This is a genomic window from Parapedobacter lycopersici (genome assembly GCF_040395035.1).
GTDB lineage: Bacteria > Bacteroidota > Bacteroidia > Sphingobacteriales > Sphingobacteriaceae > Parapedobacter > Parapedobacter lycopersici_A.
This window is the reverse complement of the sequence record NZ_JBEBRB010000014.1, coordinates 1-23,766: the sequence shown is the minus strand read 5'-3', so window position 1 is coordinate 23,766 and position 23,766 is coordinate 1. Positions and strand designations below refer to the sequence as shown.

Below are 23,766 nucleotides of genomic sequence, written 5' to 3'. Positions count from 1 at the left end.
TTATTTTTCCCGCTATTATCGAGTGGAATACCATTTGAAGACGGGATGTTAGCGTTATTTATTTAAAAGGAGATATAAAAATGGCATTAGTAAAATTTTCAAACGGTAATTCAAACAGGGCAGTAGATTCCTGGACAAACAATCTTTTTGATTCGTTATTTAACGATTCCTTTATTTCAGACCGGCTTGTTTCCCGCGTACCGGCAGTGAACATTGCCGAAACGGCCGACGCCTATGCAATCGAGCTGGCTGCGCCGGGTCTGGAGAAGGGCGACTTTAAGATCAATGTGGATAAGGACGTGCTGACTATTTCAGCGGAAAAGAAGAGTGAGCAAGCGGCTGACGACCGGAAGTACAGCAAACGGGAGTATAGCTACAGCTCTTTTACCCGATCTTTTACGCTGCCCGACAGCATTGACCACAGTAAGATCGACGCCACCTATCAGGACGGTGTATTGAAAGTATTGGTTGGGAAGCGGGAAGAAGCAAAGGTGGCTTCGCGACTGATTGACGTAAAATAAGGACCGACCTTATTCGTTGGCAAGTCCCGCTGGAAAAAACAATCCAGCGGGATTTTTTTATTGATACCGTTTATGCTTCTTCGTAATCTTCGCTTTTCGGCAGCCGATTGGCGAGGTCCCGCCACGCATCCGGCAGCGGGGTCAGCTTGCGCCGGACAATATCCATCCACGCCCCGTCAACGGTAACCACCGCACTTTTGACACCGTCGGCGCGGTAAACTTCGTGCCGGAACGTGAACCTGGAGTTGGCAGGATTGTATTTAACCAGCAGTACCACAACCTTAACGTATTCATTCAGTTTGATTTCCTTCAGGTAAACCAGTTCCTCCCGGAATAAAACGGGGCCTATCCCGGCCTCAGCAATTTTGTCAAGCGGTATTCCAAGCAGCTGGAGCATGTTGCTCCGGGCCTGTGCACACAAGTCGGCATAAGCGGAATGTCTTAAATGCCTGTTCGCGTCAATCTGTGCCCAGATTACCTGCCCTTCATAAAAAATATGATCCATAACCCAAACTTAAGAAGAAAACCGGATACCGCAACGCAACCGGAAAAAGTTAACGGTAAAATAAACAGCCGGAGGAATGGCGCGAACAATTCGTATAGCCCGTTTGTTGGCAACCTGTATGTTTAATTCAAGTTGCAAAAAATGTACACCATAACGGCGTGCTACTAAAGAAGGAGGATTTTGATTATGGCTGATGAATTAAAAGAAACCCGGGTGGCTATCCTGACTGCGGATGGCTTTGAGGAAATTGAGCTGACGAGTCCGCGGGACACCCTGCAGATGGCTGGCGCAACCACACACATTGTTTCGCCGAACAGGGAGTCGGTGCGATCCAGGCAGGGGGATGAATGGCACCTGGATTTTACGGTAGACAAGTCGCTTGATGATGCGTCGGCATCGGATTATGACGCGCTGCTGTTACCGGGCGGCGTGGTGAATCCGGATAAGCTGCGGACGAACGAAAAGGCACTGGATTTTATCCACGCCTTTTTTAAACAGGGAAAACCGGTTGCGGCGATCTGTCACGGACCCCAGGTGCTTATTGATGCGGAATTGGTGGATGGTCGGCGGATGACATCGGTTAGTGCCATCCGGAAAGACCTGATTAATGCGGGGGCGCTTTGGGAGGACAGCGAAGTGGTGGTAGACCAGGGCTTGGTAACCAGTCGCACGCCTGACGATCTTCCGGCGTTCAATCGTAAAATACTGGAAGAATTTGCAGAAGGCCGGCATGCCGGCCAGCATGCCTGATTGCTAGTTAACGCCCCTCACATTCATTTTGAGTGTAAATACTTTGTCGCGCGCCGTAATAAAAAGAAAATCGCGTTCCGGTCCGCCGAAACACACGTTGGCGGTCCAGCCCGACGGCACCGGGATGTGGTCAATTTGGTTGCCGTCGGAGTTGTACACGGTTACGCCTTTTCCGGTCAGGTAGACGTTTCCCTGTTCATCAATGGTCATTCCGTCGGAACCCTGGGGTGCAAAAAGCCGTTTGTCGGAAAGGGAACCGTCGCGGCGGATGCGATAGCGGTAAATTTTACTGTCACCGATATCAGCGACATACAGGAATTTGCCATCCGGCGTTCCGATAATGCCATTCGGCTGCTTAAATGCGTCGTCCAGGCGTTTCACCTGTCCCTCGTGGTAAACATACAATGCCTGCGCCTGCATATCGGGCGCGGTGCGTTCCCAGTAGTCGCGCTGATAATAAGGGTCGGTGAAATAAATCAATCCAGCAGGGGAGACCCATACGTCGTTGGGACCGTTGAATACCGAATCGCGGTACCCCGTCACCAATTTCTCCCGGCTTCCGTCCATGCCGATTCGCCACAGCTCGTTGTGTTCATCGGCACAGGCAATCAGAAAACCCTCCCGGTCGACATACAATCCGTTGGAACGCCCCGCGTTTTCCATAAATACCGAAAGGCTGCCGTCGATCCCGTATTTCCAGATGCGGTTATTCGGCTGGTCGGTAAAAAATACGTTGCCGGCCCGGTCCGCTGCCGGGCCCTCGGTAAAGCTGAACTGGTCGCCAACCAGCTGGAGTGTATCGGAGGTAACCTGGGCCAGCCCCGATTGGGTAATGGCCAGCGCGGCAAGCAGCAAAAAGCAATGTCGAAGTATCATAATTCCGGTTTGTCTATTCATCCAAAGCTAACAAATTAGCTGCATCCCGCCAAATGCCTATTCGACGATCTTGAATGCGGTCCGGCGGTTGAGCTGCCTTCCCTCGGCAGTTTCATTGGTGGCTACGGGTTGCGAGGGACCGTAACCTCTGTAACTTAACCGTACCGGCGCAATACCCGCGTCAACCAAATAACTGTGTACCGCTTTAGCCCGGTTTTCAGACAGCTGCTGGTTGTATGCCGCATCGCCCGTATTGTCCGTATGCCCGCCGATCTCGATCCGGACGGAAGGATTCAGTACCAGGAAGTCGACCAGGTTTTTGAGGTCGCTTTCCGATTGGGGCAACAGATGATAGTCGTCGTAATCGAAAAAGACGTTGTTCAATGTTTCCGTTTTGCCTGTTTTGATCCGTGACAGCGCGATGCGGACTTCATACGCATCGTTCAGTTTCGCTGGGTCGTTGAGCGCGTAATGTTCGGAAAAAAAGAGGTATCCCGGCTGCCTGACATGAAGCGCATACGTTTCTCCGAAGGGGAGGGGCGCCAGGAAAGTACCGTCTTCATAATCCGCCTGCTCCCGGTACAACACCTGGTTTGTCTGGATATCGGTTATTGTTACCAATGCCTGCAAGGAGGTATCTGTCGCTGTATCCACTACGATACCCTTCAGATAAGCCACCGGATGTGGCCGCAGGATTTCCGGAAGCGTAACAAAATAGATGTCCAATCCGCCAAGGGCATCCTGCCTGCGGGAGGCAAAAGCGGCCTGCTTGCCATTCATGCTGACGGAAAATGCGCTTTGCTCCCGATGGTCATTAATTGGGGAGCCGAGATTGACGGGAGGTCCCCAGTTTCCGGCAGTGTCCAATACGGTTTTAAAGATGTCTTTTTCGCCGAATCCCGGCCAGCCATCTGATGCGAAATAAAGCGTCCGGTTGTCGGCATGGATATAAGGCGAGCTCTCGTTGCCGGGCGTGTTTACCGTCGGTCCCAGGTTCCGGGGTGTGCCCCACTGTCCGTTTTCCTGAAGGGAAGTCCGCCAGATGTCATAACCACCCTGACCACCGGTGCGGTTGCTGACGAAATAAAGCGTACGGCCATCGGCACTGAGTGTTGGCTGTGCTTCCCACCCCCGTGTATTAACCGGCGCTCCGAGGTTGTGAGGGGTACTCCACCCAGTTACCTCGCGCCGGGATACGTAGATGTCACAGCTGCCGAGTCCTTCGGGACGGTTACATCCGGTAAAAAAAAGGTATTTGCCGTCCGGCGAGATGCAGTGTGCACCTTCGTTATAGGAAGCCGAATTGATCGCGCCCGTCAGTAAGGCCGCAGGCTGCCAGTCGCCGCTGCTGTCGCGTATGCTTTCGTAGAAATTTTCCCTGTTTGCGGTCTTTCGGGTGAAAATGATCGTTTGCAGGTCGGCCGTAAGCCTCGGAAAATACTCATCATATTCGCTGTTGACGGCGGCTCCGGGATTTTGCAGCCGGACCGGCAGCGGCTGCTTGAGGGCCTGCAGGCTGAACGTGCAATCGGCGATATATTTCCGGGCAGCCTGCACCGTTTCAGCCGTTGCACCCGGCATTTCGGCATACCGTTGCAGTGCCGTCCGCGCTTCCGCATATTGGCCGGTGAGCAGGCGGCTTTCGCCAAGTCCGAACCAGGTTAACGGCGTTAATTCCGGCGCCAGTTGCGTCACTTTTTCATAATGTGGTATCGCCTTTTCATAGGCCTTCTGCCGCCGGTAAAGATCACCGAGTTGCTGGTGTGCTGCGGCGAAGCCAGTGTCGGCAGCCACCGCCGACCGGAGCGAAGCGACCGCCTCATCATACTGGCCGTTCCGGAGCTGGACAGCCGCTTTTTCAAATGCCCTTTGTGCCTGTCTGTTATCCGAATGCAACTGTGCATATCCCGGCATGAACACGAGCATTCCGCCTAACCACAGAAACAGGATCAATAAGTAGCTGAATCTCGACGGAAACATCATGTCAGGTTTTAGTCAACCGGCTCCGGGCCTCCGGTCCAACGATTAAACGTCCGCTGATGGCCGCCTGCCTGTCAAGCAATTCCTCCCAGTCGCCGGTGCCGCGCCACAGGGTCTGTTTGAGCGCGGTAAGTGCCGCCTGACTTTTGTTTGTCAGCTGCGCGGCTAATTCTCCTACGGCGGCATCCAGTGCCGCTATATCCGGGTGTATACCATGAAACAGTCCGTGCTGTGCTGCCCAGTAGGCGTCGAAGAACCGGGTGGGATTAAGGGAAAGTACGGTCAGCGCTGAAATCCCGGCTTTCCGTTCGATAGCGGGAGCAATGACAAACGGACCGATACCAAGATCAATTTCGCTGAGCCTGACAGCTGCATTTTCCGTTGCGAGGCAATAATCACAGGCGGCAATCAGCCCCACGCCGCCGCCGACAGTCCTGCCCTGCACCCGGCCAATTATGAGCTTTGGCGACCTGCGCATGGCATTGATGACACGGCCGAACCCCGAAAAAAAAGCCTTTCCTGCCGTCTCATCCGAAATGGCCCGTAATTCGTCAAAACTCGCTCCGGCACAGAATGACTTTTCGCCGGCGCTCCGCAACAGGATAAGCCGGATCTGTTTTTTGGAGCCGGCGTCTTGGATCTGGTCCGCCAGGTCACGCAGCAGGGCAGCAGGCAATGCGTTGTGTGCGGGATGGCTGAAGGTGATCATCGCCAGACCACTCGTATTAATTTCCGTTTTGACAAATCCCGGTTCCATGGAACGACTGTGTTTTTGGACCCAATATGATTAAATGTATTTATTTCCGAACTTATCTTTCACATCTGCGACCACCTGCTTTACACCCTGTTCCTGGTCCTGCGGGCAGATCATTAACGTATCTTCCGACTGAACCACAATGAAATTATGCAGCCCCTTAATAATAACCAGTTTATCTTTTGGGGTGTGAATCATGCAATTGGAAGTGTCGTATACGATGACATTTTCGGACGAAGAGGCAACATTACCGAGGTAATCCTTTTCCGCCAGCTCATATACCGAAGTCCAGGTACCGAGGTCCGACCAGCCGAAATCCGCCGGGAGTACATAAACATTGTCCGCTTTTTCCATTACGGCAAAGTCAATGGAAATATTGACACACCGTACAAAAGCACCGGAAATGAATTTGGCTTCCCGGTCGGTATTATATACTTCATCACCCTCCTTAAATACATCATTCATTTCCGTCTGGTATTTATCAAAAGCGGCGATAATGGATTTAGCCGACCAGATAAAAATACCGGCATTCCAAAGGAAATCGCCGCTCTGGAGAAATGTTTTGGCCAGTTCCAGGTTGGGCTTTTCGGTAAAGGTTTTTACTTTTTTGAAACCCGGTACGGATGCGCTTTTCCCATATTGAATATAACCATATCCGGTGTCGGGCCTGGAAGGCTTGATGCCCAGGGTGATCAGCCAGTCGTTACTGGCCGCGCAGTTCAGTCCCTTCACGATGTTGCGAACAAATTCGTCGGTTTCCAGGATCAGGTGGTCGGCAGGGGCCACCACAATGGTGGCATCAGGGTTCAGCTGCTGAATCTTGTGGCTGGCATAGGCAATGGAAGGTGCAGTATTGCGCATGATGGGTTCCAATATCAGCTGGTTGGCAGTCAGTTTTGGAAGTTGCTGAAGTACCAGATCGGCATATGACTCATTTGTGGCGATGAAGATGTTGCGTTCGGGAACAATCTTGCGAAAACGGTCGTAAGTGGCCTGCACCAGTGTTTTCCCGGTGCCCATCATATCGATAAACTGCTTTGGCAGGTTGGTACGGCTGATCGGCCAGAACCGGCTTCCGACACCTCCCGCCATGATCACAGCATAGTGGTTTTTCATTGGAATAAATTAGTTATTGATATACGCTCTGTTTTCAGCAATCGGTGTTTGGCCGGTTGCTATCTGTTATCTTTTAAATGATCCCTTCCCGCAACAGGTCATGCAGGTGTACAATCCCGTCGTAAACCTGATCGTCATTTACCACCAGCAGCTGGGTGATGTTATGTCTGCGCATCAACTCAAACGCGTTGACGGCCAGTTCGTCGCGGCGGACGGTTTTAGGCGACTGGCTCATGATTTGTCCGGCTGTCAGCTGATCGATGTGACTGTACTTTTCGAGCATGCGACGGATGTCTCCATCCGTAACGATGCCGGCCAGTCGGTTGCCTGCCACAACGGCAACCGCGCCCAGCCGATGCCGGGTAATTGCAACGATCACTTCCTTCACCGGTGTATCCGGCATTACGCTGGGTTTGCTGTTCTGTTCCGCCAGGTCGGCCACCTTCAGGTATAACCGTTTACCCAATACGCCACCCGGATGGAAACGGGCAAAATCCCGGTCGCTGAATGACCGGCATTCCAGCAGCGCAATGGCCAGTGCATCGCCCATGGCCAGCTGGGCCGTAGTGCTGGTAGTGGGGGCAAGGTTGTGCGGGCAGGCCTCTTTTTCCACGGTTGTATCCAGCACGAATGCCGCCTGTTGTGCCAGGTAGGAGTCGGCGTTGCCCACCATGGCCACCAACTGGTTGCCGGTCTGCTTCAGCAGGGGAACCAATACTTTGATTTCGGGGGTATTGCCGCTTTTTGAGATGGCTATCACGAGGTCGTCCGACTGGATCATGCCGAGATCACCGTGTATGGCGTCGGCAGCATGCATAAAAATGGCCGGTGTACCGGTCGAATTCAATGTGGCTACGATTTTCTGGGCGATAATGGCGCTTTTCCCGATCCCCGTGAGCACTACCCGTCCTTTAAGGCGGATAATAGCCTGAACCACGGCTGCAAAACCATCGTCAATCCGAGCCGTCAATTGGCTCAATGCGGCGGCTTCTTCGGTCAGCACGGCGGTTGCAATATTTTTGATTTCGGAATTGCTTTTCACAAATATATTTTATAATTTTAGATACTGATATGCGCAAAAATATGTTATTTTGGGCATTATTTAGTTATCAGTCTGGCTTATTTTGCGAAGGGCGAAATGGAAATCGAGAAAATACTTTTTGATAATTTACAGGAATTTTTTGGTTTTGACACATTCAAGGGCGACCAAGAGGCCATAATCACCAACATTTTACAGAAGAAGGACACCTTTGTGATCATGCCTACCGGCGGGGGGAAATCCATTTGCTACCAGTTACCGGCATTGATGAGTGAAGGCACCGCCATTGTGATTTCGCCGCTTATTGCCTTAATGAAAAACCAGGTTGATCAGCTACGCTCGTTTGGTGGGGACGATAGCATTGCACACTTCCTCAACTCGTCGCTGAACAAGAGTGAGGTAACCCGTGTGCGGCAGGATGTGGTATCGGGCAAGACCAAGTTGCTTTATGTGGCTCCGGAGTCGTTGGCGAAAGCCGAAAACGTAGGGTTCCTGAAACTGATCACTGTTTCGTTTGTCGCGGTGGATGAAGCCCATTGTATTTCGGAATGGGGGCATGATTTCCGACCGGAATACCGTAAAATCAGGCAGGTCATCAACTCCATTGATGAGAACATCCCGGTTATTGCACTTACAGCCACAGCGACACCCAAGGTACAGTCGGACATCCGCAAGAACCTGCAGATGAACGATGCCACGTTATTTAAATCGTCCTTTAACCGGCCCAACCTCTATTATGAGGTCCGCCCGAAGCGGAATGTGGTCAAGGAAATTGTTCGGTTCATCAAGAATAACACCGGTAAGTCAGGCATCATTTACTGCCTGAGCCGGAAAAAGGTAGAGGAGATTGCCGAGGTGCTAAACATCAACGGCATTCGTGCGTTGCCTTACCATGCGGGTCTGGATGCAAAGACCCGGGCTGATACGCAGGATAAATTCCTGATGGAAGACGTGGATGTTATCGTGGCCACCATTGCCTTTGGAATGGGAATCGATAAACCCGATGTGCGTTATGTGATCCACCACGATATCCCGAAGAGCATGGAGGGTTATTACCAGGAAACCGGCCGTGCAGGAAGGGATGGGGGTGAGGGTCACTGCTTAGCTTTTTATTCAGAGAAGGACATTGAGAAGCTGACCAAATTTATGAAAGATAAGCCGGTATCGGAGCGTGAAATCGGCACGCAGATACTGAAGGAAGTGATTGATTATTCCGAATCATCCGTATGCCGCCGCAAGCAGATCCTGCATTACTTCGGAGAGAATTTTGATGAAACCGGCTGCAACAGCATGTGTGATAACTGCAGTTCGGAACGGGTATATTTCGACGCGGATGAATCACTGCTGGATATGCTCAAGTTTATACAACAGCAGGGTGATAAGTTTGATGATCACCACGTCATCAACGTGTTCATGGGGCAGAATAACCAACCCATATCCTCGTATAAGCACGATGTTCATCCCGCATTCGGCAGTGGGAAGGAGCATGGCCCGTTTTACTGGAAGTCATTGGTGAGACAGGCTGTGTTAAATAATTTTCTGGCGAAAGATATCGATAACTATGGGCTGCTTGTCCTGACCGAGGCAGGTAAGCGATTTATTGAAAATCCATACCATGTCAAATTCATCCTGAACAAGCCCATGGAGACGGCATCGGAGGACGGGTCAGAGGAAGTGCTGCAACAGGGGAGCAGCGCGGTGGACACCCAGCTATTGCAGTTATTAAGAGACCTCAGAAAGAAAATAGCCAAGCAAAAAGGGCTGCCGCCATTTGTCATTTTCCAGGATCCTTCGCTGGATGAGATGTGTACACATTACCCCATTACGCTGGATGAGCTGAAGCAGATCCACGGTGTGGGTGCAGGGAAGGCAATGAAATTCGGTGGGCAGTTTGTTGAGCTGATCAAAACATACGTAACGGAGAATGAAATTGACCGGCCCCAGGACCTGGTGATTAAGGGAACGGCCAATAAGTCGGCCTTAAAAGTTTCCATTATCCAGAATATTGACCGTAAAATCGGCCTGGAGGATATCGCTTCGGCAAAAGGCATCAGCTATGAGGACCTGCTTCGCGAGGTGGAATCGATTGTTAACTCCGGCACAAAACTTAACCTGGCTTACTTTGTCGATGAGCTGATCGACGAGGACCGGCAGGACGAAGTATTTGACTATTTCCGAAGTGCCGAAGTGGACTCCGTTGAAGAAGCCCTGCGTGAGTTAGGCACAGATGATTATACGTATGAGGAAATCCAGCTCATGCGGATTAAGTTTATGTCAGAATTGGGTAATTAAGCTGTTAACCGCAGGCTTTTAACTGTCCGGGGTCCGTAACCGCGACCGGCTGATTATGGGTTAATACAAAGCAAATAAAAGATGATTCAACAGCATATTCCCGGCATCAATCATGCCGATTCTCCGAATTTTTTCCTTATGGCCGGACCATGTGCAATCGAAGGCGAAGAAATTGCACTGCGTATTGCGGAACGTATTGTATCCCTTACGGACCGATTAGCCATTCCCTACATATTTAAGGGGTCTTATCGAAAGGCCAATCGCTCTCGCATGGATTCGTTTACCGGCATCGGAGATGAAAAAGCACTTCGTATACTGGCCCGGGTGGGACGGGAGTTCGGGGTGCCCACCGTGACGGATATCCATGAAAGCCACGAGGCAGCCATGGCTGCCGAATATGTGGATGTGCTTCAGATTCCGGCATTCCTTTGCCGGCAAACCGAATTGCTCAGTGCAGCGGCGAAAACAGGGAAGACCGTCAACATAAAAAAAGGACAGTTCCTTTCGGCAGATGCCATGCGGTTCGCGGTCGACAAGGTAGTCGATTCCGGAAACAGCAAGGTATTGCTGACGGATCGGGGAAATACATTTGGCTACCAGGATCTGGTAGTGGATTTCCGGGGTATCCCGGAGATGCGGGGTTTTGGAGTGCCTGTTGTGATGGACTGTACCCACTCCCTTCAGCAGCCCAATCAATCTTCGGGCATTACCGGCGGTAAACCTGCCCTGATCGAGACCATCGCCAAGGCGGCCATTGCCGTCGGTGTTGACGGACTTTTTATCGAAACCCACCCGGACCCGGCAAACGCCAAATCAGACGGGGCCAACATGCTGCACCTGGATCTGCTGGAAGACCTGCTGGAGAAGCTGCTGCGGATACGGGAAGCAATCCGGTAAACGCAGCCAGCTAAACTGTGTTTCTGTAAAGGTGCGGGGCATACTGCAAGATAAGCTGCGGTTCCGTGGTTTTCCCGGAAGTAATTGGTCCTTTTGTTATGCGATAATCGGATGGAAATATTACGTCAAAACCCTATCTTTGCCGTTTGAAGTCGATTTATATGAAGCACATCCGCAACTTTTGCATTATCGCACATATTGACCACGGTAAAAGCACACTCGCTGATCGGTTGCTGGAGGTGACAGCGACCATCAGCCAGCGGGAGGCGCAGGCGCAACTTTTGGACAACATGGACCTGGAACGGGAGCGTGGCATTACGATCAAGAGCCACGCCATCCAGATGAATTATATTAAAGACGGGCAGCCCTATACCCTGAACCTGATCGATACGCCCGGTCACGTGGATTTTTCCTACGAAGTATCCCGCTCAATTGCTGCCTGTGAAGGTGCATTACTCATTGTGGACGCCTCCCAGGGGATACAGGCACAGACTATTTCCAACCTGTACCTGGCATTGGAACACGACCTGGAAATTATACCGATACTCAATAAAATGGACCTTCCGGGGGCAATGCCCGAAGAGGTGAAAGACCAGATTATCGAGCTGATCGGTGGAAAAAGGGAAGACATTATCCCGGCCTCCGGTAAGACCGGTCTGGGTGTGCAGGATATCCTGGATGCCATCGTGGAGCGCGTCCCGCCACCGGTTGGTGACCCGGAAGCGCCATTGCAGGCGCTGATCTTTGATTCCGTGTTTAATTCGTTCCGGGGCATCATGGCCTATTTTAAGGTTGAAAATGGCGTGATACGGAAGGGCGATAAAGTGAAATTCATTGCCACAGGCAAGGAATATGTAGCGGATGAAATTGGTACGCTTAAGCTCACCCAGGTACCTAAAGAGCTGATCCAGACCGGAGATGTGGGGTATATCATCTCCGGTATTAAGGAAGCCCGGGAGGTGAAAGTGGGAGATACCATTACCCACGTGGCCCGGCCGAGCAAAGTTGCCATCAAAGGATTTGAAGAAGTGAAGCCCATGGTGTTTGCCGGTATCTATCCGGTAGATACGGAAGATTTCGAGGAGCTGCGCGAAAGTATGCACCGCCTGCAGCTGAACGACGCGTCACTTGTTTTTGAACCGGAATCATCCGCCGCGCTCGGCTTCGGTTTCCGATGTGGCTTCCTGGGTATGCTGCATATGGAGATCATCCAGGAACGCCTTGAGCGCGAATTTGATATGACGGTGATCACAACCGTGCCGAACGTATCGTACAAGGCCTATCTGACGAAAGATAAAGAGGAAATCATTGTACATAACCCGTCGGACCTGCCGGATCCGAGTAAACTGGATTATGTGGAAGAACCTTACATTAAAGCGAATATCATTACAAAGGCAGAATTTGTGGGTTCAGTAATGTCGCTGTGTATCCAGAAACGGGGTGTCATTATCAATCAGTCTTACCTGACGGCTGATCGGGTGGAGATGGTGTTTGAGATGCCAATGGGCGAAATCGTATTTGATTTTTACGATAAGCTGAAAACCATATCCAAAGGTTATGCCTCATTTGATTACCATCAGATCGGGTACCGGCAATCCGACCTGGTAAAATTGGATATCCGGCTGAACGGTGAACCTGTTGATGCGCTTTCTTCGTTGATCCACCGCAGTAATGCTTACGATTTCGGAAAAAAAATCTGCGAAAAACTGAAGGAGCTGTTGCCCCGGCAGCAATTTGAAATTGCCATCCAGGCATCTATCGGTGCCAAAATTATTTCGCGGGAAAATATCCGTGCGCTGCGCAAGGATGTGACGGCAAAATGTTACGGCGGGGACATCTCGCGGAAACGTAAATTACTGGAAAAGCAGAAAAAAGGAAAGAAGCGCATGCGCCAGGTGGGTAACGTAGAGATCCCGCAGTCGGCGTTTATGGCTGTCCTGAAGCTGGATTAATTTCAGCTGCCGGTACATGGCTGTCGTCTGATAGATGAACGCTAATAATAAGAATATAAACAGGGAATTAGCAACTCCGGATTAAATTAATAATGAAGATGGCGTGAGGGGTAAAACCGAAGGCCAAAAGCAAGCATAGCATATGGAACTACTCGACGGCAAATTGGTATCGGCAAAGATCAAGGAAGATATTAAGCAGGAAGCTGCGGCTTTTCTCGCATCCACGGGAAGGAGACCGCACCTGGTGGCTATATTGGTGGGACATGACGGTGCGAGCGAAACGTACGTGGCCAGTAAAATGCGCAATTGCGAGCTGGTGGGTTTTGAATCCACGAACATCCATTATGAAGCGGATGTTACGGAAGCTGAACTGATCGCCAAGATCGAATCGCTCAACGCCGACGATCGGGTAGATGGCCTTATTGTGCAGCTGCCGCTGCCGGCGCACATCAATCCTGAACGGATTACCGAAGCCATTGACTATCGGAAAGATGTGGATGGATTCCATCCGGTAAACCTTGGCCGTATGCAACGTAACCTGCCATGCTTTATTCCGGCCACACCCTATGGTGTGATGCTGATGCTGGACCATTACCGGATTGATACCGCCGGGTTGCATGCCGTCGTCGTCGGACGAAGCAATATCGTGGGCAGCCCCATGAGTATCCTGCTCGCCCGCAACAGCGTACCCGGCAACTGCACGGTAACATTGACCCATAGCCGTACAAAAAACATCACGGAGGAGGTCCGCCGTGCGGATATTGTGGTGGCCGCCATCGGCAAAAAGCATTTTATTACATCCGATATGGTGAAACCCGGCGCCATTGTAATTGATGTCGGTATCAACAGGGAAACCAGCACGCAGACCAAATCGGGATATAAGCTTTATGGCGACGTGGATTTCGATGGTGTGGCGCCAAAATCCTCCTGGATTACCCCGGTACCGGGCGGAGTGGGCCTGATGACCATTGTTGGGCTATTGAAGAACACCTTGGAGGCTGCCAAAGGGACCATTTACCCGCGCTGATATTTTCCAATCTTTTTACCGAATTTGGCTTTATCTTTACCATTTCATGAGCAATTGAAATGAAGATACTGATTATCGAAGATGAAGCGGACCTGCGGGAAAATATCATCCAGTTTCTCCGCAAGGAGCAATACCTGGTTGAATCCGCTTCGGATTTCCATGCAGCAAAGGAAAAGATCTCCCTGTATGATTACGATTGTATCCTGCTGGATGTGGGCCTCCCGGATGGTAACGGACTGGATATACTCCGGATGCTGAAACTGCTGGAAAAGCAGGAAAACGTGATTGTCATTTCCGCCAAGGACTCACTGGATGATAAACTGGTGGGACTGGACCTGGGTGCCGATGACTACCTCACTAAGCCTTTCCACCTGGCCGAACTCAACGCCCGAATCAAAGCAGTGCTCAGAAGAAAAGCGCTAGATGGCCGCAATATGGTGCGGATAAACAACATGGAGCTTAATTTCGATGACCGTACGCTGCAGATCAACGGGAACGATATTCGACTCAACCGAAAGGAATTTGATATCATGGCTTTTTTTGTTGTCAATAAAAACCGCCTGATCCATAAATCGGCACTGGCTGAGCATGTATGGGGCGACCATATTGATAACGCCGATAACTTTGATTTTATTTATTCACAGATTAAAAACCTTCGCAAGAAGCTGAAAGACTGTGGCGCCGACCTGGAAATACAGGCGATATATGGCGTGGGGTATAAGCTGACCGTATAACCCTTCCGGATGAAACTGCTCAACCATACATTGCTGTATTTATCCGCTTCCCTGATTTTTATTCTCAGTATCTGGGCAGTTGTCTTTTATATCAGCATGATGGACGAGGTTTACGACAGTATTGAGGACGGACTGGAGAATTACAAAATCCTGATTATCCAAAAGGCCAATACAGATACGACACTGCTCCGGAAAAATTATTTTGGCGAGAGTAACTACGCTATCCGGCCGATTGCAAAGGAAAAGGCCATTATGGCTACGGAAGCATTCAAGGATACAGCCATGTATATGGAGTATGAGGAAAGCCTGGAAACCGTCCGCATGCTGACCACCTATTTTTCGACGCCGGACGACCGGTACTACCAGTTGAAAATCATCGCGTCCATGGTAGAAGAGGATGACCTTGTGGCCGATTTGATGCATGCGCTGCTGTGGCTTTATGTGGCCGTGATTGCCAGTGCTTTCATCATCAACAACTGGGTACTCCGTAAAATCTGGCGTCCTTTTTACGAATTGCAGGACGAGCTCCGCCATTTTAAGCTGGGTGAAGACAAATCATTCAATCCGCCGCAGACCCGGGTGTCCGAATTCATGGACATGAACGAAACCGTCGCCGAATTGCTTAAAGCCAATATTGCTGCATTCCAGCAACAGAAACAGTTTATTGAAAACGCGTCACATGAATTGCAGACGCCCCTGGCCATTGCAATGAATAAACTGGAATTATTGCTGGAGCAGCATTACGGCACCGAGGAGCAGACACAGTTACTGGCAAACGCCATCCAGTACCTTGAGCGGCTTACCCGGCTGAATAAGGCATTGCTGCTGCTTTCCAAAATAGAAAACAGGCAGTTTGCCCGTGAAGAGGCTATCGATTTCAATGCATTGCTGCGCCAGCAGACCGATGATTTTAGAGAGCTTCTGGAGTACAAAGACATCCGGGTAGACATTGCGGAGCGCGCTTCTTTGGTCTGGTCTTTCAACGCAGACCTAGCTGATATTTTAGTTACAAACGTGGTGAAAAATGCCATCATACATAACCATCCCGGCGGTTATATTCAGATCCGCGTAGACGGAAACGGATTCAGCATTACGAATACCGGGCATGCAAAACCGCTGGAAACCACCGAGATTTTCAATCGTTTTCATCGCACGCCGGATAATCCGGCATCCACTGGTCTTGGGTTGGCCATCGTACGATCCATTGTCCAATTCTATCATATTCAGGTCACGTACCATTACGAAAATGGGTTGCATGGTTTCACGTTTCATCGGGAACCCCGGCCTGCGGCCGTTAACTAATGTAATCGCGATCGGGATCATCCAATGGCTGGGATGTTCCGCCGGTAACCGGATTTTCCTGGTGTTCGGGTAGGTGCGAGCGTCTTTTTGGGCGTCCGATCAGAAAGCCCACAATGGCTCCGATGAAAAACATGGTGCCCAACACGGCCAGCTTCGGGACAGTCCGCACGCCAAATATCCAAAAATTGACCTCATCCATGTTTTTCATGAGGATAATTGTCACCAAAACAGTTACAATGATCACAAAAAGGGTCTTTGCACGCATAATGTTATGATTTGGGACTAAAATTAGGTTAAAATTCCGCAGCATGCAAATGTGGATTTAAACCGCTTATAGCTAATATGTAGCGAAGCTTTGCATAAAATTTTAACTATTTTTAACTTTTTCTTTCATAAAATTTTGCTTATACAGTACCATATCGTATTTTTGGCGAACAAATAAGAACACACAAAAACCAAGCACAGTTTACGCACACGGAAGGGGTATTGTACTCAAATCATTGGTATAAGGTCATGCTAAATCGATATTGTACCTATGATAGCACCCAAGAGCTAAACAGTTGCATTGCAATTTGAAGGAAGGCAATGTCCCAGTTGACCACATCAGAAAGCAAATTTATTAAGACGGTAATGATGCCGTTTTTCCAACTTGGAACGTATTGCCTTGTCATTAAACCAGGCGAATAGTATCCGGTAACGGATACGGTTTACGCCGGTGAATCCCTTGTCAGGGATAGCAAACTACCTGATCCCGTAAGGGATTGCCCAAATACAATATCAACGCTTTATTATTCAACTATATTTTTAACCAAATTCACAAACACATGAAACAAAAATTACTATGTTTCCTAATGTTGGGTGTATTGCTGATTGGTTCAGCGTATGCCCAAGACAGGAGGATCAGTGGTAGGGTGACGGCGGCAGCAGACGATAGTCCGATTTCGGGCGTGTCTGTTCTGGCTGTTGGCACTAATGTCGCCGCCCAGACAGATGAGGGAGGTGTGTTCTCCATTGACGTTCCTGCTTCGGTGAATGCACTAGAATTCCGTTTTCTCGGTTATGCTACGCAGCGTGTCGAGTTGGGAAATCAGTCCGTGATTAATGTACGGCTGGCTGAAGATGCATCTACGCTGGATGAAGTAGTTGTTACGGCACTTGGTATTTCCAGGGAATCAAGGAGCCTGGGATATTCGGCCACTAAGGTCGGTGCCGACGACATTACAAGGACTTCGCCGGTAAGTATGTTCGATGGTCTACAGGGTAAAATCGCCGGTGCGAACATTACTTCGCAGTCCGGAGCACCCGGAGCATCGACAAAAGTGGTATTACGAGGATATTCGTCCATTACCGGCAATAACCAGCCGCTTTATGTAATCGACGGGGTTCCGGTTAACAATAGTACATTTGGTGAGGACGAGCCGATTAACCGGTCGACGGACTTTGGTAATAATGCCAATGATATCAATCCGGCAGATATCGAGTCGATCAACATCCTGAAAGGTGCAGGCGCAACCAGTTTATATGGTTCTCGCGCAGCCAACGGCGTTATCTTAATTACTACGAAGAAAGGAAAAGCCGGTCGGGTATCTGTTGACTTGAACCATTCAACGACGTTATCATCTATTTTGATGTTGCCCAGACTTCAGAATACGTTCGGCCAAGGCTGGAGCGGCATATTTGATCCGATTGAACAGGGAAGCTGGGGTGCGCGTTTTGATGGCGCCAACAGGCTCTGGGGAAATACAGTGGATAATGCGCGTCTAGTTAAACCGTATGTAGCCTTGGAGAACAACATTCGTGATTTCTATACTACAGGGATGGAATTGAATACCAACGTGGCTGTTAGCGGTGGTAACGAACGGTCTACGTTTTACTTATCTTATGGCAATATCTCCAGTGACGGTATCGTCCCAACAGATGCTGACTCCTATAACCGGAACTCGGTGAGCCTCCGCGGTTCCACGGCATATGAAAAATTCAAAGCGTCCGGATCGATTAACTACGTGGGTCGGAAGGCGAAATTCGTAGCCACCGGCCAGGGCACCAATACCGGCGCGACGATGTTCCAGGAACTTATTCAATTTCCACGGGATATCAGTATCGTAGATGGAAAGGACTACCATGCGAAATTCTATGACATCAACACGTTCTATACCCCTTATGCGCAGAATCCATATTTTGTATTAAATGAAAATGGCAACGATTTCAATAGTGACCGGATTTATGGAAACGCGGAGGTCGGATATGATTTTACCGATTGGTTTTCATCTACGGTGCGGGTTGGTGGCGACTTCACCAATTCACGGTTGAAAGATTGGCAGGCCGTTAGTCGGCCGGATTTCGATAGCCCGAACGCTTCGCGTCAGGCTGACGTCGGTGGCGTGTTGGAAGAAGCTCGTTATTTTGGCGAATTCAATACGGACGTGCTGTTAAATTTCATCGCCCCGATCAACGAAGATATTACCTTCGATGGACTGGTGGGCTGGAACTTTAACCAGCGGGAAAGCCGCAGGCAAACTGCTTCGATAGCGAATCTGACGATCCCTGGATTTTATGCGCTGTCTAATTCGTCAGCGCCGCCTACGGCAGAAACAGATTATACCAAAAGAAGGCTGTTCGGTGCTTATGCACAGGCCAACTTTGGTTACCGCGATTACCTGTTCCTTTCATTGAACGCGAGGAACGATTGGTCGTCGACTCTGCCCGTTGGAAAAAATTCATTCTTCTATCCGGCTGCAAATCTGAGTCTCGTATTGACTGATTTAGCGCCTTCATTGAAAGATAACGGGATCAGTTTTGCAAAGTTGCGGGCCAGCTTGGGCCAAACAGGTAACGACGCAGGTGTTTATCTGCTTAGCTCGCTCTTAACAGGTGGCGATGTGCTGCTGGGTTTTGGTAACATCAAGTTCCCGTTAGGTGGTGTGGGTTCTTTCGAGGTGGCTAACCAAATAGGAAACAGCACACTGGAACCGGAAATCACAACAGAGTATGAATTAGGGGCAGACGTTCGTTTTTTGGATAACCGCATCGGAGTTGATTTTAGCTATTACAATAAACGGACGGATGGACAGATTCTTCCCGTGCCGATTGCCCATACTTCCGGCTATGGATTCCTGGTAATGAACTTCGGTTTAGTTGAAAACAAGGGAATTGAGCTAGCTTTTAATGTTACACCGGTAAAAACGGATATTTTTTCATGGGACCTGAACTACGTGTTCGCGAGGAACCGAAACAAGGTATTGGAGCTTCCTGATGGACTTGATGAAGTGGTAATCGCTAACGGATACGATGTGGACTTTGTGGCCATTAAAGGGCAGCCGCTCGGGGTCTACAAAGGTCCGGTTGAAGAGCGCGATCCGAACGGCAATATTGTGGTCAACCCCTCAAACGGAATTCCCTTGCAAGCTGACAATAAAGAGGTCTACGGCACGAGTCAACGGGATTTTACCATGGGCTTAACCAACACCCTGCGCCTGAAGGAATGGAGCCTGGGCTTTGCATTTGATTACAGGAAAGGTGGACATTTTTGGAGCTACACTTCTCAACTTACCGACTTCGTAGGAAATTCTGTACGGACAACCTATAACGATCGGAATGCTTACATCGTGCCCAATTCGGTAAACCGGATTACGGATGCTGAAGGCAACGTTTCCTATGTGGAAAACACAACACCGATCTCCACCGAAGACTATTATTCGGTATTCAGTTCGTCCAATACACAAACTGAATCACGCCGTACCGTATTAGACAAAACATCGCTGCGTCTTCGAGACGTTACGCTGTCGTACGCATTCCCCCAAACAATTGCGTCTCGCATTGGCCTGCAGGGATTGTCGTTAACGGCATTCGGACGCAACCTGCTGCTTTGGGTACCCGCTGAAAATGGGTTCATTGATCCGGATGTCAGCACCTACAACAATGACCTCAGAGGAGATCTCGGCGAATTTGCCGGCGGACCGACTACAAGGTCGTATGGATTATCATTAAGAGCAACGTTTTAATCGAACTGAACGATGAAGATATATATAAGAAGTTTAAGGGGAAGGGCCGCAACTTTCGGCTTGGCATCCCTGTTGACATTAAGTGCCTGCGAGCAGGCGCTGGATATTAACCAGGACCCGAATAATCCCCCTGTAGAACAAGGCACTCCGGAATTGGTGTTTCCGGCTGCTGTTGCGTCCACTGCGGGTGCATTGGGTGGTGAATATGCGATATTGGGGGGGATCTGGGCGCAATACTGGACACAGAGTTCTGTCGCTAGCCAGTACCGTGATTTTGATTCCTATAATGTAACCCAGACCAATTTAAACGGTCGGTTTAACGAGGTGTTTTCGGGTGCCCTCAATGACTATCATTTTGTGATTCAGAAAGCACAGGAAACCGAGAACTGGCATTATTTGCTGATGGGTACAGTGATGAAGGCATACACCTATCAGCTGATGGTGGACCTCTACGATACACTGCCCTACAGCGAGGCTTTCCAAGGTGTTGACAATTTGACGCCGGCATATGAAGGCGGATACGAGATCTATAAGAAGCTGATCGCAGAACTGGATAATGCCATTGCACAGGAAGGCGTGGCAGGGGCCGTGGATCCATCCAAAGATAAGGCACTGGACGTGATTTTCCGGTTTAATATGGATAGCTGGATTAAATTTGCAAATACCTTGAAGCTTAAGCTCTACCTCCGGATGGTTTATGCCCAGCCCGCCGAGGCAGAGGCTGGTATCCGGGCAATGTATGATAGCGGTGCTCAGTTTTTGGATACCGACGCCCAGCTAGCCATCTTCGAGAACTCACAGGACAAGAGCAACCCATTCTATGAATTTAATTTCAGAAGGCTGAACACTACGACAAACCTTCGGGCAAGTGTTACATTTCTCTCCTTTTTGCAGGCTAATGGTGACCCGAGAATTGGCTCCTATTTTACGCCGACTACAGGTACGACGACCTATTCTGGCAATCATCAGGGTGACTTTAATAATCCTGACCCGGCGTTGGCCGATATCTCTGTAGCACGGGCCACTGCAGTAGACCCTGTTCATTTTATTTCGGAAGCGGAGTCTTATTTCCTGCAGGCGGAAGCACTGGAACGTTACTATGCAGGTGCAGGTGCAAAGGATATGTATGATAAAGGTGTGGAAGCCGCGTTTGCACAATATGGGGTAGCCGGCCAAGCTGCTGATTTTACCGCAGCCGGTGGAGTATACGCATATCCTGTGGGCGACTTTGAAACCAAACTGGAGGCGATTATTGTACAAAAATGGGCTTCTTTCCCTGGCGCACATGCGTTGGAAGGTTTCATTGAAAAGAACAGGACAGGATATCCTAAAACCAGTCCGGTTTATTCAACCGATATTTCATACATAGCCGGTCAGCTTGTTTATCCTAAAAACGGTGTTACAGCAGGACAATATCCGAAGCGATTGATCATTCCGCAGGACGAACGGAACCGCAATCCGAATGTTCCGGCTATTGTACCAATAACGACCAACGTCTGGTGGGATCAAAAATAATTTTGATATTAAATAGAAATGAACATGAGAAGATATTTATTGGTTTTGTTTGTCGCGGTTATCGGACTTCAAAGCTGTGAAAAATTAGAAACGGAGGGGGTTTCATTTGAAACCCAATTTGTTGATATACAATTAAATGGAGATGCGTACGAATCAATTGTGCTCGGTGGCGAATTTGTAGACCAGGGAGCGGTTGCCAAAGAGGGTGAAGAGGAAAAGGAAGTAACCGTTCGCGGCACTGTTGATGTAACTAAAGTTGGTGTATACGAAGTGGTTTATTCCGCGATGAATAATGACGGATATCCCGGGTCTGTGACACGGCGTGTTGCTGTCATTCCGGCTGCGGAAAGTGCGGGTGTTAACATCGCTGGAAACTACAAATACAACAATGGTGGCCAGATTGCTGAGATTACAAAATATGCTCCCGGCTTTTATTACATGAATAATATCTGGGGGGGGAGCGAAGTTCCCTGTTATATATTAACCAGCGACGGCAAGGAACTGGTGCTTCCGCTGACCAATACGTTATATGGCCGCGTATTGGGAACAGGAGAATTGGATGGCAATAATCTGGCTTTGACGGTCAGCTTATTGGATCAAGGTGGATTGATCGATGTACCGAGGAATTGGACCAAACAATAACTGTTATTAGCAAGATTAATATGAAAAAGATAATAGGTATTTTTATTTTATTGGCGCTTATTGCGACTTCCTGCCAAAAGGAAGAGAAAGTCGGCGGAACGGCAGTCGAAGCCATGGCAGGTGAATGGTATACAACCGCTTCAAGGACATACGTAGACGGAGATGGTGTCGAACAGACAGACAGCTATGATGCCCATTTCTTCACCTATAATACAGCGGCGAACACAGCAACTGAAATTTGGCTGGATGATGCCGAGTCTTTTTGGCAATTCAAGGGAAAAGTAAACGTGGATCTCAACAGCCTGACTTTTGCTTCTGACGCAATTCAAAATGAGTATTACGATATGACATTTGATGTACTAAACGGCAAGATACTCAAAGGTGCAGCAAAAGGGCCGGGCTCCGATGCACCTACCGATTCGATCTACTTTGAAGTGAAATTCAGCGATGATGACCCGGATATTACAGCCCCATGGGTTATTTCCGGCTTTAAGAAAACGGGCTTCCTAGAAGACGAACCCTAAATCTTACTCCGAAAAATTGCTATTGAGGCAAAACGGCTTTAGTCGTTTTGCCTTTTTAATTTTTAATCGTTACCGTTTACCTTAATGATTATTATAATGTGTCGTAATGTGCAATAAGATCGGCCAGCACCCGATCATCTTTTAAATTGCTGTCCTGTGTTTCCAGGTAAGTTTTTATTGCGGGTTTCCGTTTTCCAAGTACACTTAACAACCCTTTTTTTGTTGGATTGATTTCCAGCAATTTATTATCGATGAATAGATAGTAGTCTGTCTTAACAATAAACTTCACCTCTGTATTACCAGTAAAGTGGTCCGATCGCTGGCTTTTGGATTTTTTTGTGCGTTTTAGCAATATCGTATTTCCCTCATGAAGGACCCTAAACAAAATATTCTTTTCAGGAGAATACCCGCTCTTGAGCACCACTTGGCCGCTTTTATCCTCATAAGTGACGCTTTGGACTGGTGCGTTAGGGGTATATGCGTTGCCCTTTACCATGAGAACGAGGGATTCGGAAGACTGATCGTAATTAAACTGTACGTCCTGATATTGTTGTCCATTTTCCAGTACGATATTCCCAACCAGCCAATCTGTGCTTAAAAAAGGTGATTCCAGCAGGTTTGTTTTGCTATTGGTCATCAGGGATGAATGGGTAGGCGACAAGTAGTCGCCGATGGATATCTCGCGTTGGGCGAGTGCAGAAGCCGAGTAACCCAGCAATACGGTGCCCATCAATAACCCTAATGTCATTTTTTTCATGATCGCATTTATTTACGTATAGTAAATATACGGATTTCGGCTGCAGATCAATAAGGCTGGGAAAACAAACAATCGTTGAAGTCATTTGTGTACCGATAGGGTGTAAGCACAATTAGTAAAAGAAAAGGGGACACCGAATTCGGCATCCCCTTACTTCATGCTTGTGGAATCTGGATTACTCCCCAACCACCTCGAAAGGTACCTGCACTTTTACTTCTTTGTGCAAATTGAGGTTAGCTACGTATTCACCCAATACCTTCGGGTCTTCTTCAAACGTGATGCGACGGCGATCTACGTCAAAGCCTTGCTGCTTTAACGCTTCTGCTACCTGAATGCTGTTTACAGAGCCGAAGATTTTCCCGGTTTCGCCGGCCTTTGCACCGATGGTCAGCTTCACGCTTTCCAGTTTAGCTGCAAGCTCGGTAGCGTCCTTCTTAATCTTATCTTGTTTAAATTGAGCCTGGCGAATGTTTTCAGCTAACACCTTTTTGGACGACTCGGTTGCCAATACGGCAAATCCCTGAGGAATCAGGTAATTGCGGCCGTAACCGGGTTTTACCGATACGATGTCGTCTTTTTCGC

General features: G+C 49.1%; 21 protein-coding genes. 12 read left to right on the top strand and 9 right to left on the bottom strand.

Annotated features, from left to right (window positions below; translation table 11 throughout):
• Positions 1-80: 80 nt before the first annotated feature.
• The gene (locus ABWO75_RS05135) at positions 81-521 is read left to right on the top strand and encodes an Hsp20/alpha crystallin family protein (protein ID WP_353183242.1); all 441 of its coding nucleotides are present in this window, start codon (positions 81-83) and stop codon (positions 519-521) included.
• A 70-nt stretch (positions 522-591) separates the two neighbouring features.
• Here the strand turns inward: ABWO75_RS05135 and ABWO75_RS05130 are convergent, their stop codons facing one another.
• Entirely contained in the window at positions 592-1,026 is a 435-nt protein-coding gene (locus ABWO75_RS05130) for an acyl-CoA thioesterase (RefSeq protein WP_257656666.1), read from the bottom strand.
• A gap of 186 nt (positions 1,027-1,212) precedes the next feature.
• On the opposite strand from ABWO75_RS05130, the gene ABWO75_RS05125 reads away from it, so the two are divergent.
• Entirely contained in the window at positions 1,213-1,776 is a 564-nt protein-coding gene (locus tag ABWO75_RS05125; RefSeq protein ID WP_353183240.1) for a type 1 glutamine amidotransferase domain-containing protein, read from the top strand.
• A 3-nt stretch (positions 1,777-1,779) separates the two neighbouring features.
• On the opposite strand, the gene ABWO75_RS05120 is transcribed toward ABWO75_RS05125, so the two are convergent.
• The 5 genes from ABWO75_RS05120 to ABWO75_RS05100 all read right to left on the bottom strand — a co-directional run bounded on the left by ABWO75_RS05120 (position 1,780) and on the right by ABWO75_RS05100 (position 7,544).
• Entirely contained in the window at positions 1,780-2,652 is an 873-nt protein-coding gene (locus ABWO75_RS05120; protein WP_353183238.1) for an SMP-30/gluconolactonase/LRE family protein, read from the bottom strand.
• Positions 2,653-2,709: 57 nt separating this feature from the next.
• Positions 2,710-4,632, bottom strand: coding sequence for an OmpA family protein (locus tag ABWO75_RS05115; protein ID WP_353183236.1), 1,923 nt, complete (start codon positions 4,630-4,632; stop codon positions 2,710-2,712).
• A 4-nt stretch (positions 4,633-4,636) separates the two neighbouring features.
• Positions 4,637-5,389, bottom strand: a complete 753-nt coding sequence (locus ABWO75_RS05110) for an enoyl-CoA hydratase/isomerase family protein (RefSeq protein ID WP_353183234.1) — start codon at positions 5,387-5,389, stop codon at positions 4,637-4,639.
• A 30-nt stretch (positions 5,390-5,419) separates the two neighbouring features.
• The gene (locus ABWO75_RS05105; RefSeq protein ID WP_353183232.1) at positions 5,420-6,502 is read right to left on the bottom strand and encodes a mannose-1-phosphate guanylyltransferase; all 1,083 of its coding nucleotides are present in this window, start codon (positions 6,500-6,502) and stop codon (positions 5,420-5,422) included.
• A gap of 73 nt (positions 6,503-6,575) precedes the next feature.
• A complete protein-coding gene (locus tag ABWO75_RS05100; RefSeq protein ID WP_353183230.1) occupies positions 6,576-7,544 on the bottom strand; it encodes a KpsF/GutQ family sugar-phosphate isomerase in 969 nt (322 codons plus the stop codon).
• 96 nt (positions 7,545-7,640) lie between these two features.
• Here ABWO75_RS05100 and recQ point away from each other — a divergent pair, with 96 nt between their 5' ends.
• The 6 genes from recQ to ABWO75_RS05070 all read left to right on the top strand — a co-directional run bounded on the left by recQ (position 7,641) and on the right by ABWO75_RS05070 (position 15,745).
• Positions 7,641-9,833 (top strand): DNA helicase RecQ, encoded by a 2,193-nt coding sequence (gene recQ / locus ABWO75_RS05095; RefSeq protein ID WP_353183228.1) that lies wholly within the window; start codon positions 7,641-7,643, stop codon positions 9,831-9,833.
• Positions 9,834-9,914: 81 nt separating this feature from the next.
• Positions 9,915-10,730: a 3-deoxy-8-phosphooctulonate synthase gene (gene kdsA, locus ABWO75_RS05090; protein ID WP_353183226.1), complete on the top strand. Its 816-nt coding sequence runs from the start codon at positions 9,915-9,917 to the stop codon at positions 10,728-10,730.
• 161 nt (positions 10,731-10,891) lie between these two features.
• Positions 10,892-12,682, top strand: a complete 1,791-nt coding sequence (gene lepA / locus ABWO75_RS05085; protein ID WP_353183224.1) for a translation elongation factor 4 — start codon at positions 10,892-10,894, stop codon at positions 12,680-12,682.
• 142 nt (positions 12,683-12,824) lie between these two features.
• Positions 12,825-13,709 carry a bifunctional 5,10-methylenetetrahydrofolate dehydrogenase/5,10-methenyltetrahydrofolate cyclohydrolase gene (locus ABWO75_RS05080; protein WP_353183222.1) on the top strand — a complete coding sequence of 295 codons (885 nt, stop codon included), beginning with the start codon at positions 12,825-12,827 and terminating at the stop codon, positions 13,707-13,709.
• Positions 13,710-13,768: 59 nt separating this feature from the next.
• A complete protein-coding gene (locus ABWO75_RS05075) occupies positions 13,769-14,443 on the top strand; it encodes a response regulator transcription factor (RefSeq protein ID WP_353183220.1) in 675 nt (224 codons plus the stop codon).
• A 9-nt stretch (positions 14,444-14,452) separates the two neighbouring features.
• Entirely contained in the window at positions 14,453-15,745 is a 1,293-nt protein-coding gene (locus ABWO75_RS05070; RefSeq protein WP_353183218.1) for a sensor histidine kinase, read from the top strand.
• Here the strand turns inward: ABWO75_RS05070 and ABWO75_RS05065 are convergent.
• A complete protein-coding gene (locus ABWO75_RS05065; RefSeq protein WP_353183216.1) occupies positions 15,738-16,010 on the bottom strand; it encodes a hypothetical protein in 273 nt (90 codons plus the stop codon). The two genes, ABWO75_RS05070 and ABWO75_RS05065, sit on opposite strands and share 8 nt — an antisense overlap.
• Positions 16,011-16,569: 559 nt before the next feature.
• On the opposite strand from ABWO75_RS05065, the gene ABWO75_RS05060 reads away from it, so the two are divergent.
• Genes ABWO75_RS05060 through ABWO75_RS05045 form a run of 4 tightly spaced genes read left to right on the top strand, consistent with a single transcriptional unit; the run spans position 16,570 to position 22,427 of the window.
• The gene (locus ABWO75_RS05060) at positions 16,570-19,746 is read left to right on the top strand and encodes a SusC/RagA family TonB-linked outer membrane protein (RefSeq protein WP_353183214.1); all 3,177 of its coding nucleotides are present in this window, start codon (positions 16,570-16,572) and stop codon (positions 19,744-19,746) included.
• Positions 19,747-19,758: 12 nt separating this feature from the next.
• Positions 19,759-21,261 carry a SusD/RagB family nutrient-binding outer membrane lipoprotein gene (locus ABWO75_RS05055; RefSeq protein WP_353183212.1) on the top strand — a complete coding sequence of 501 codons (1,503 nt, stop codon included), beginning with the start codon at positions 19,759-19,761 and terminating at the stop codon, positions 21,259-21,261.
• Positions 21,262-21,285: 24 nt separating this feature from the next.
• Positions 21,286-21,903 carry an immunoglobulin-like domain-containing protein gene (locus tag ABWO75_RS05050; RefSeq protein WP_353183210.1) on the top strand — a complete coding sequence of 206 codons (618 nt, stop codon included), beginning with the start codon at positions 21,286-21,288 and terminating at the stop codon, positions 21,901-21,903.
• Between the two features lie 20 nt (positions 21,904-21,923).
• Positions 21,924-22,427: a lipid-binding protein gene (locus ABWO75_RS05045; RefSeq protein WP_353183208.1), complete on the top strand. Its 504-nt coding sequence runs from the start codon at positions 21,924-21,926 to the stop codon at positions 22,425-22,427.
• Positions 22,428-22,518: 91 nt separating this feature from the next.
• Here ABWO75_RS05045 and ABWO75_RS05040 read toward each other — a convergent pair whose 3' ends face one another.
• Positions 22,519-23,184 (bottom strand): hypothetical protein, encoded by a 666-nt coding sequence (locus ABWO75_RS05040; protein ID WP_353183206.1) that lies wholly within the window; start codon positions 23,182-23,184, stop codon positions 22,519-22,521.
• 175 nt (positions 23,185-23,359) lie between these two features.
• Positions 23,360-23,766, bottom strand: a 407-nt coding sequence (gene rplI / locus ABWO75_RS05035) for a 50S ribosomal protein L9 (protein ID WP_353183204.1), incomplete at its 5' end; no start/stop codon positions are given.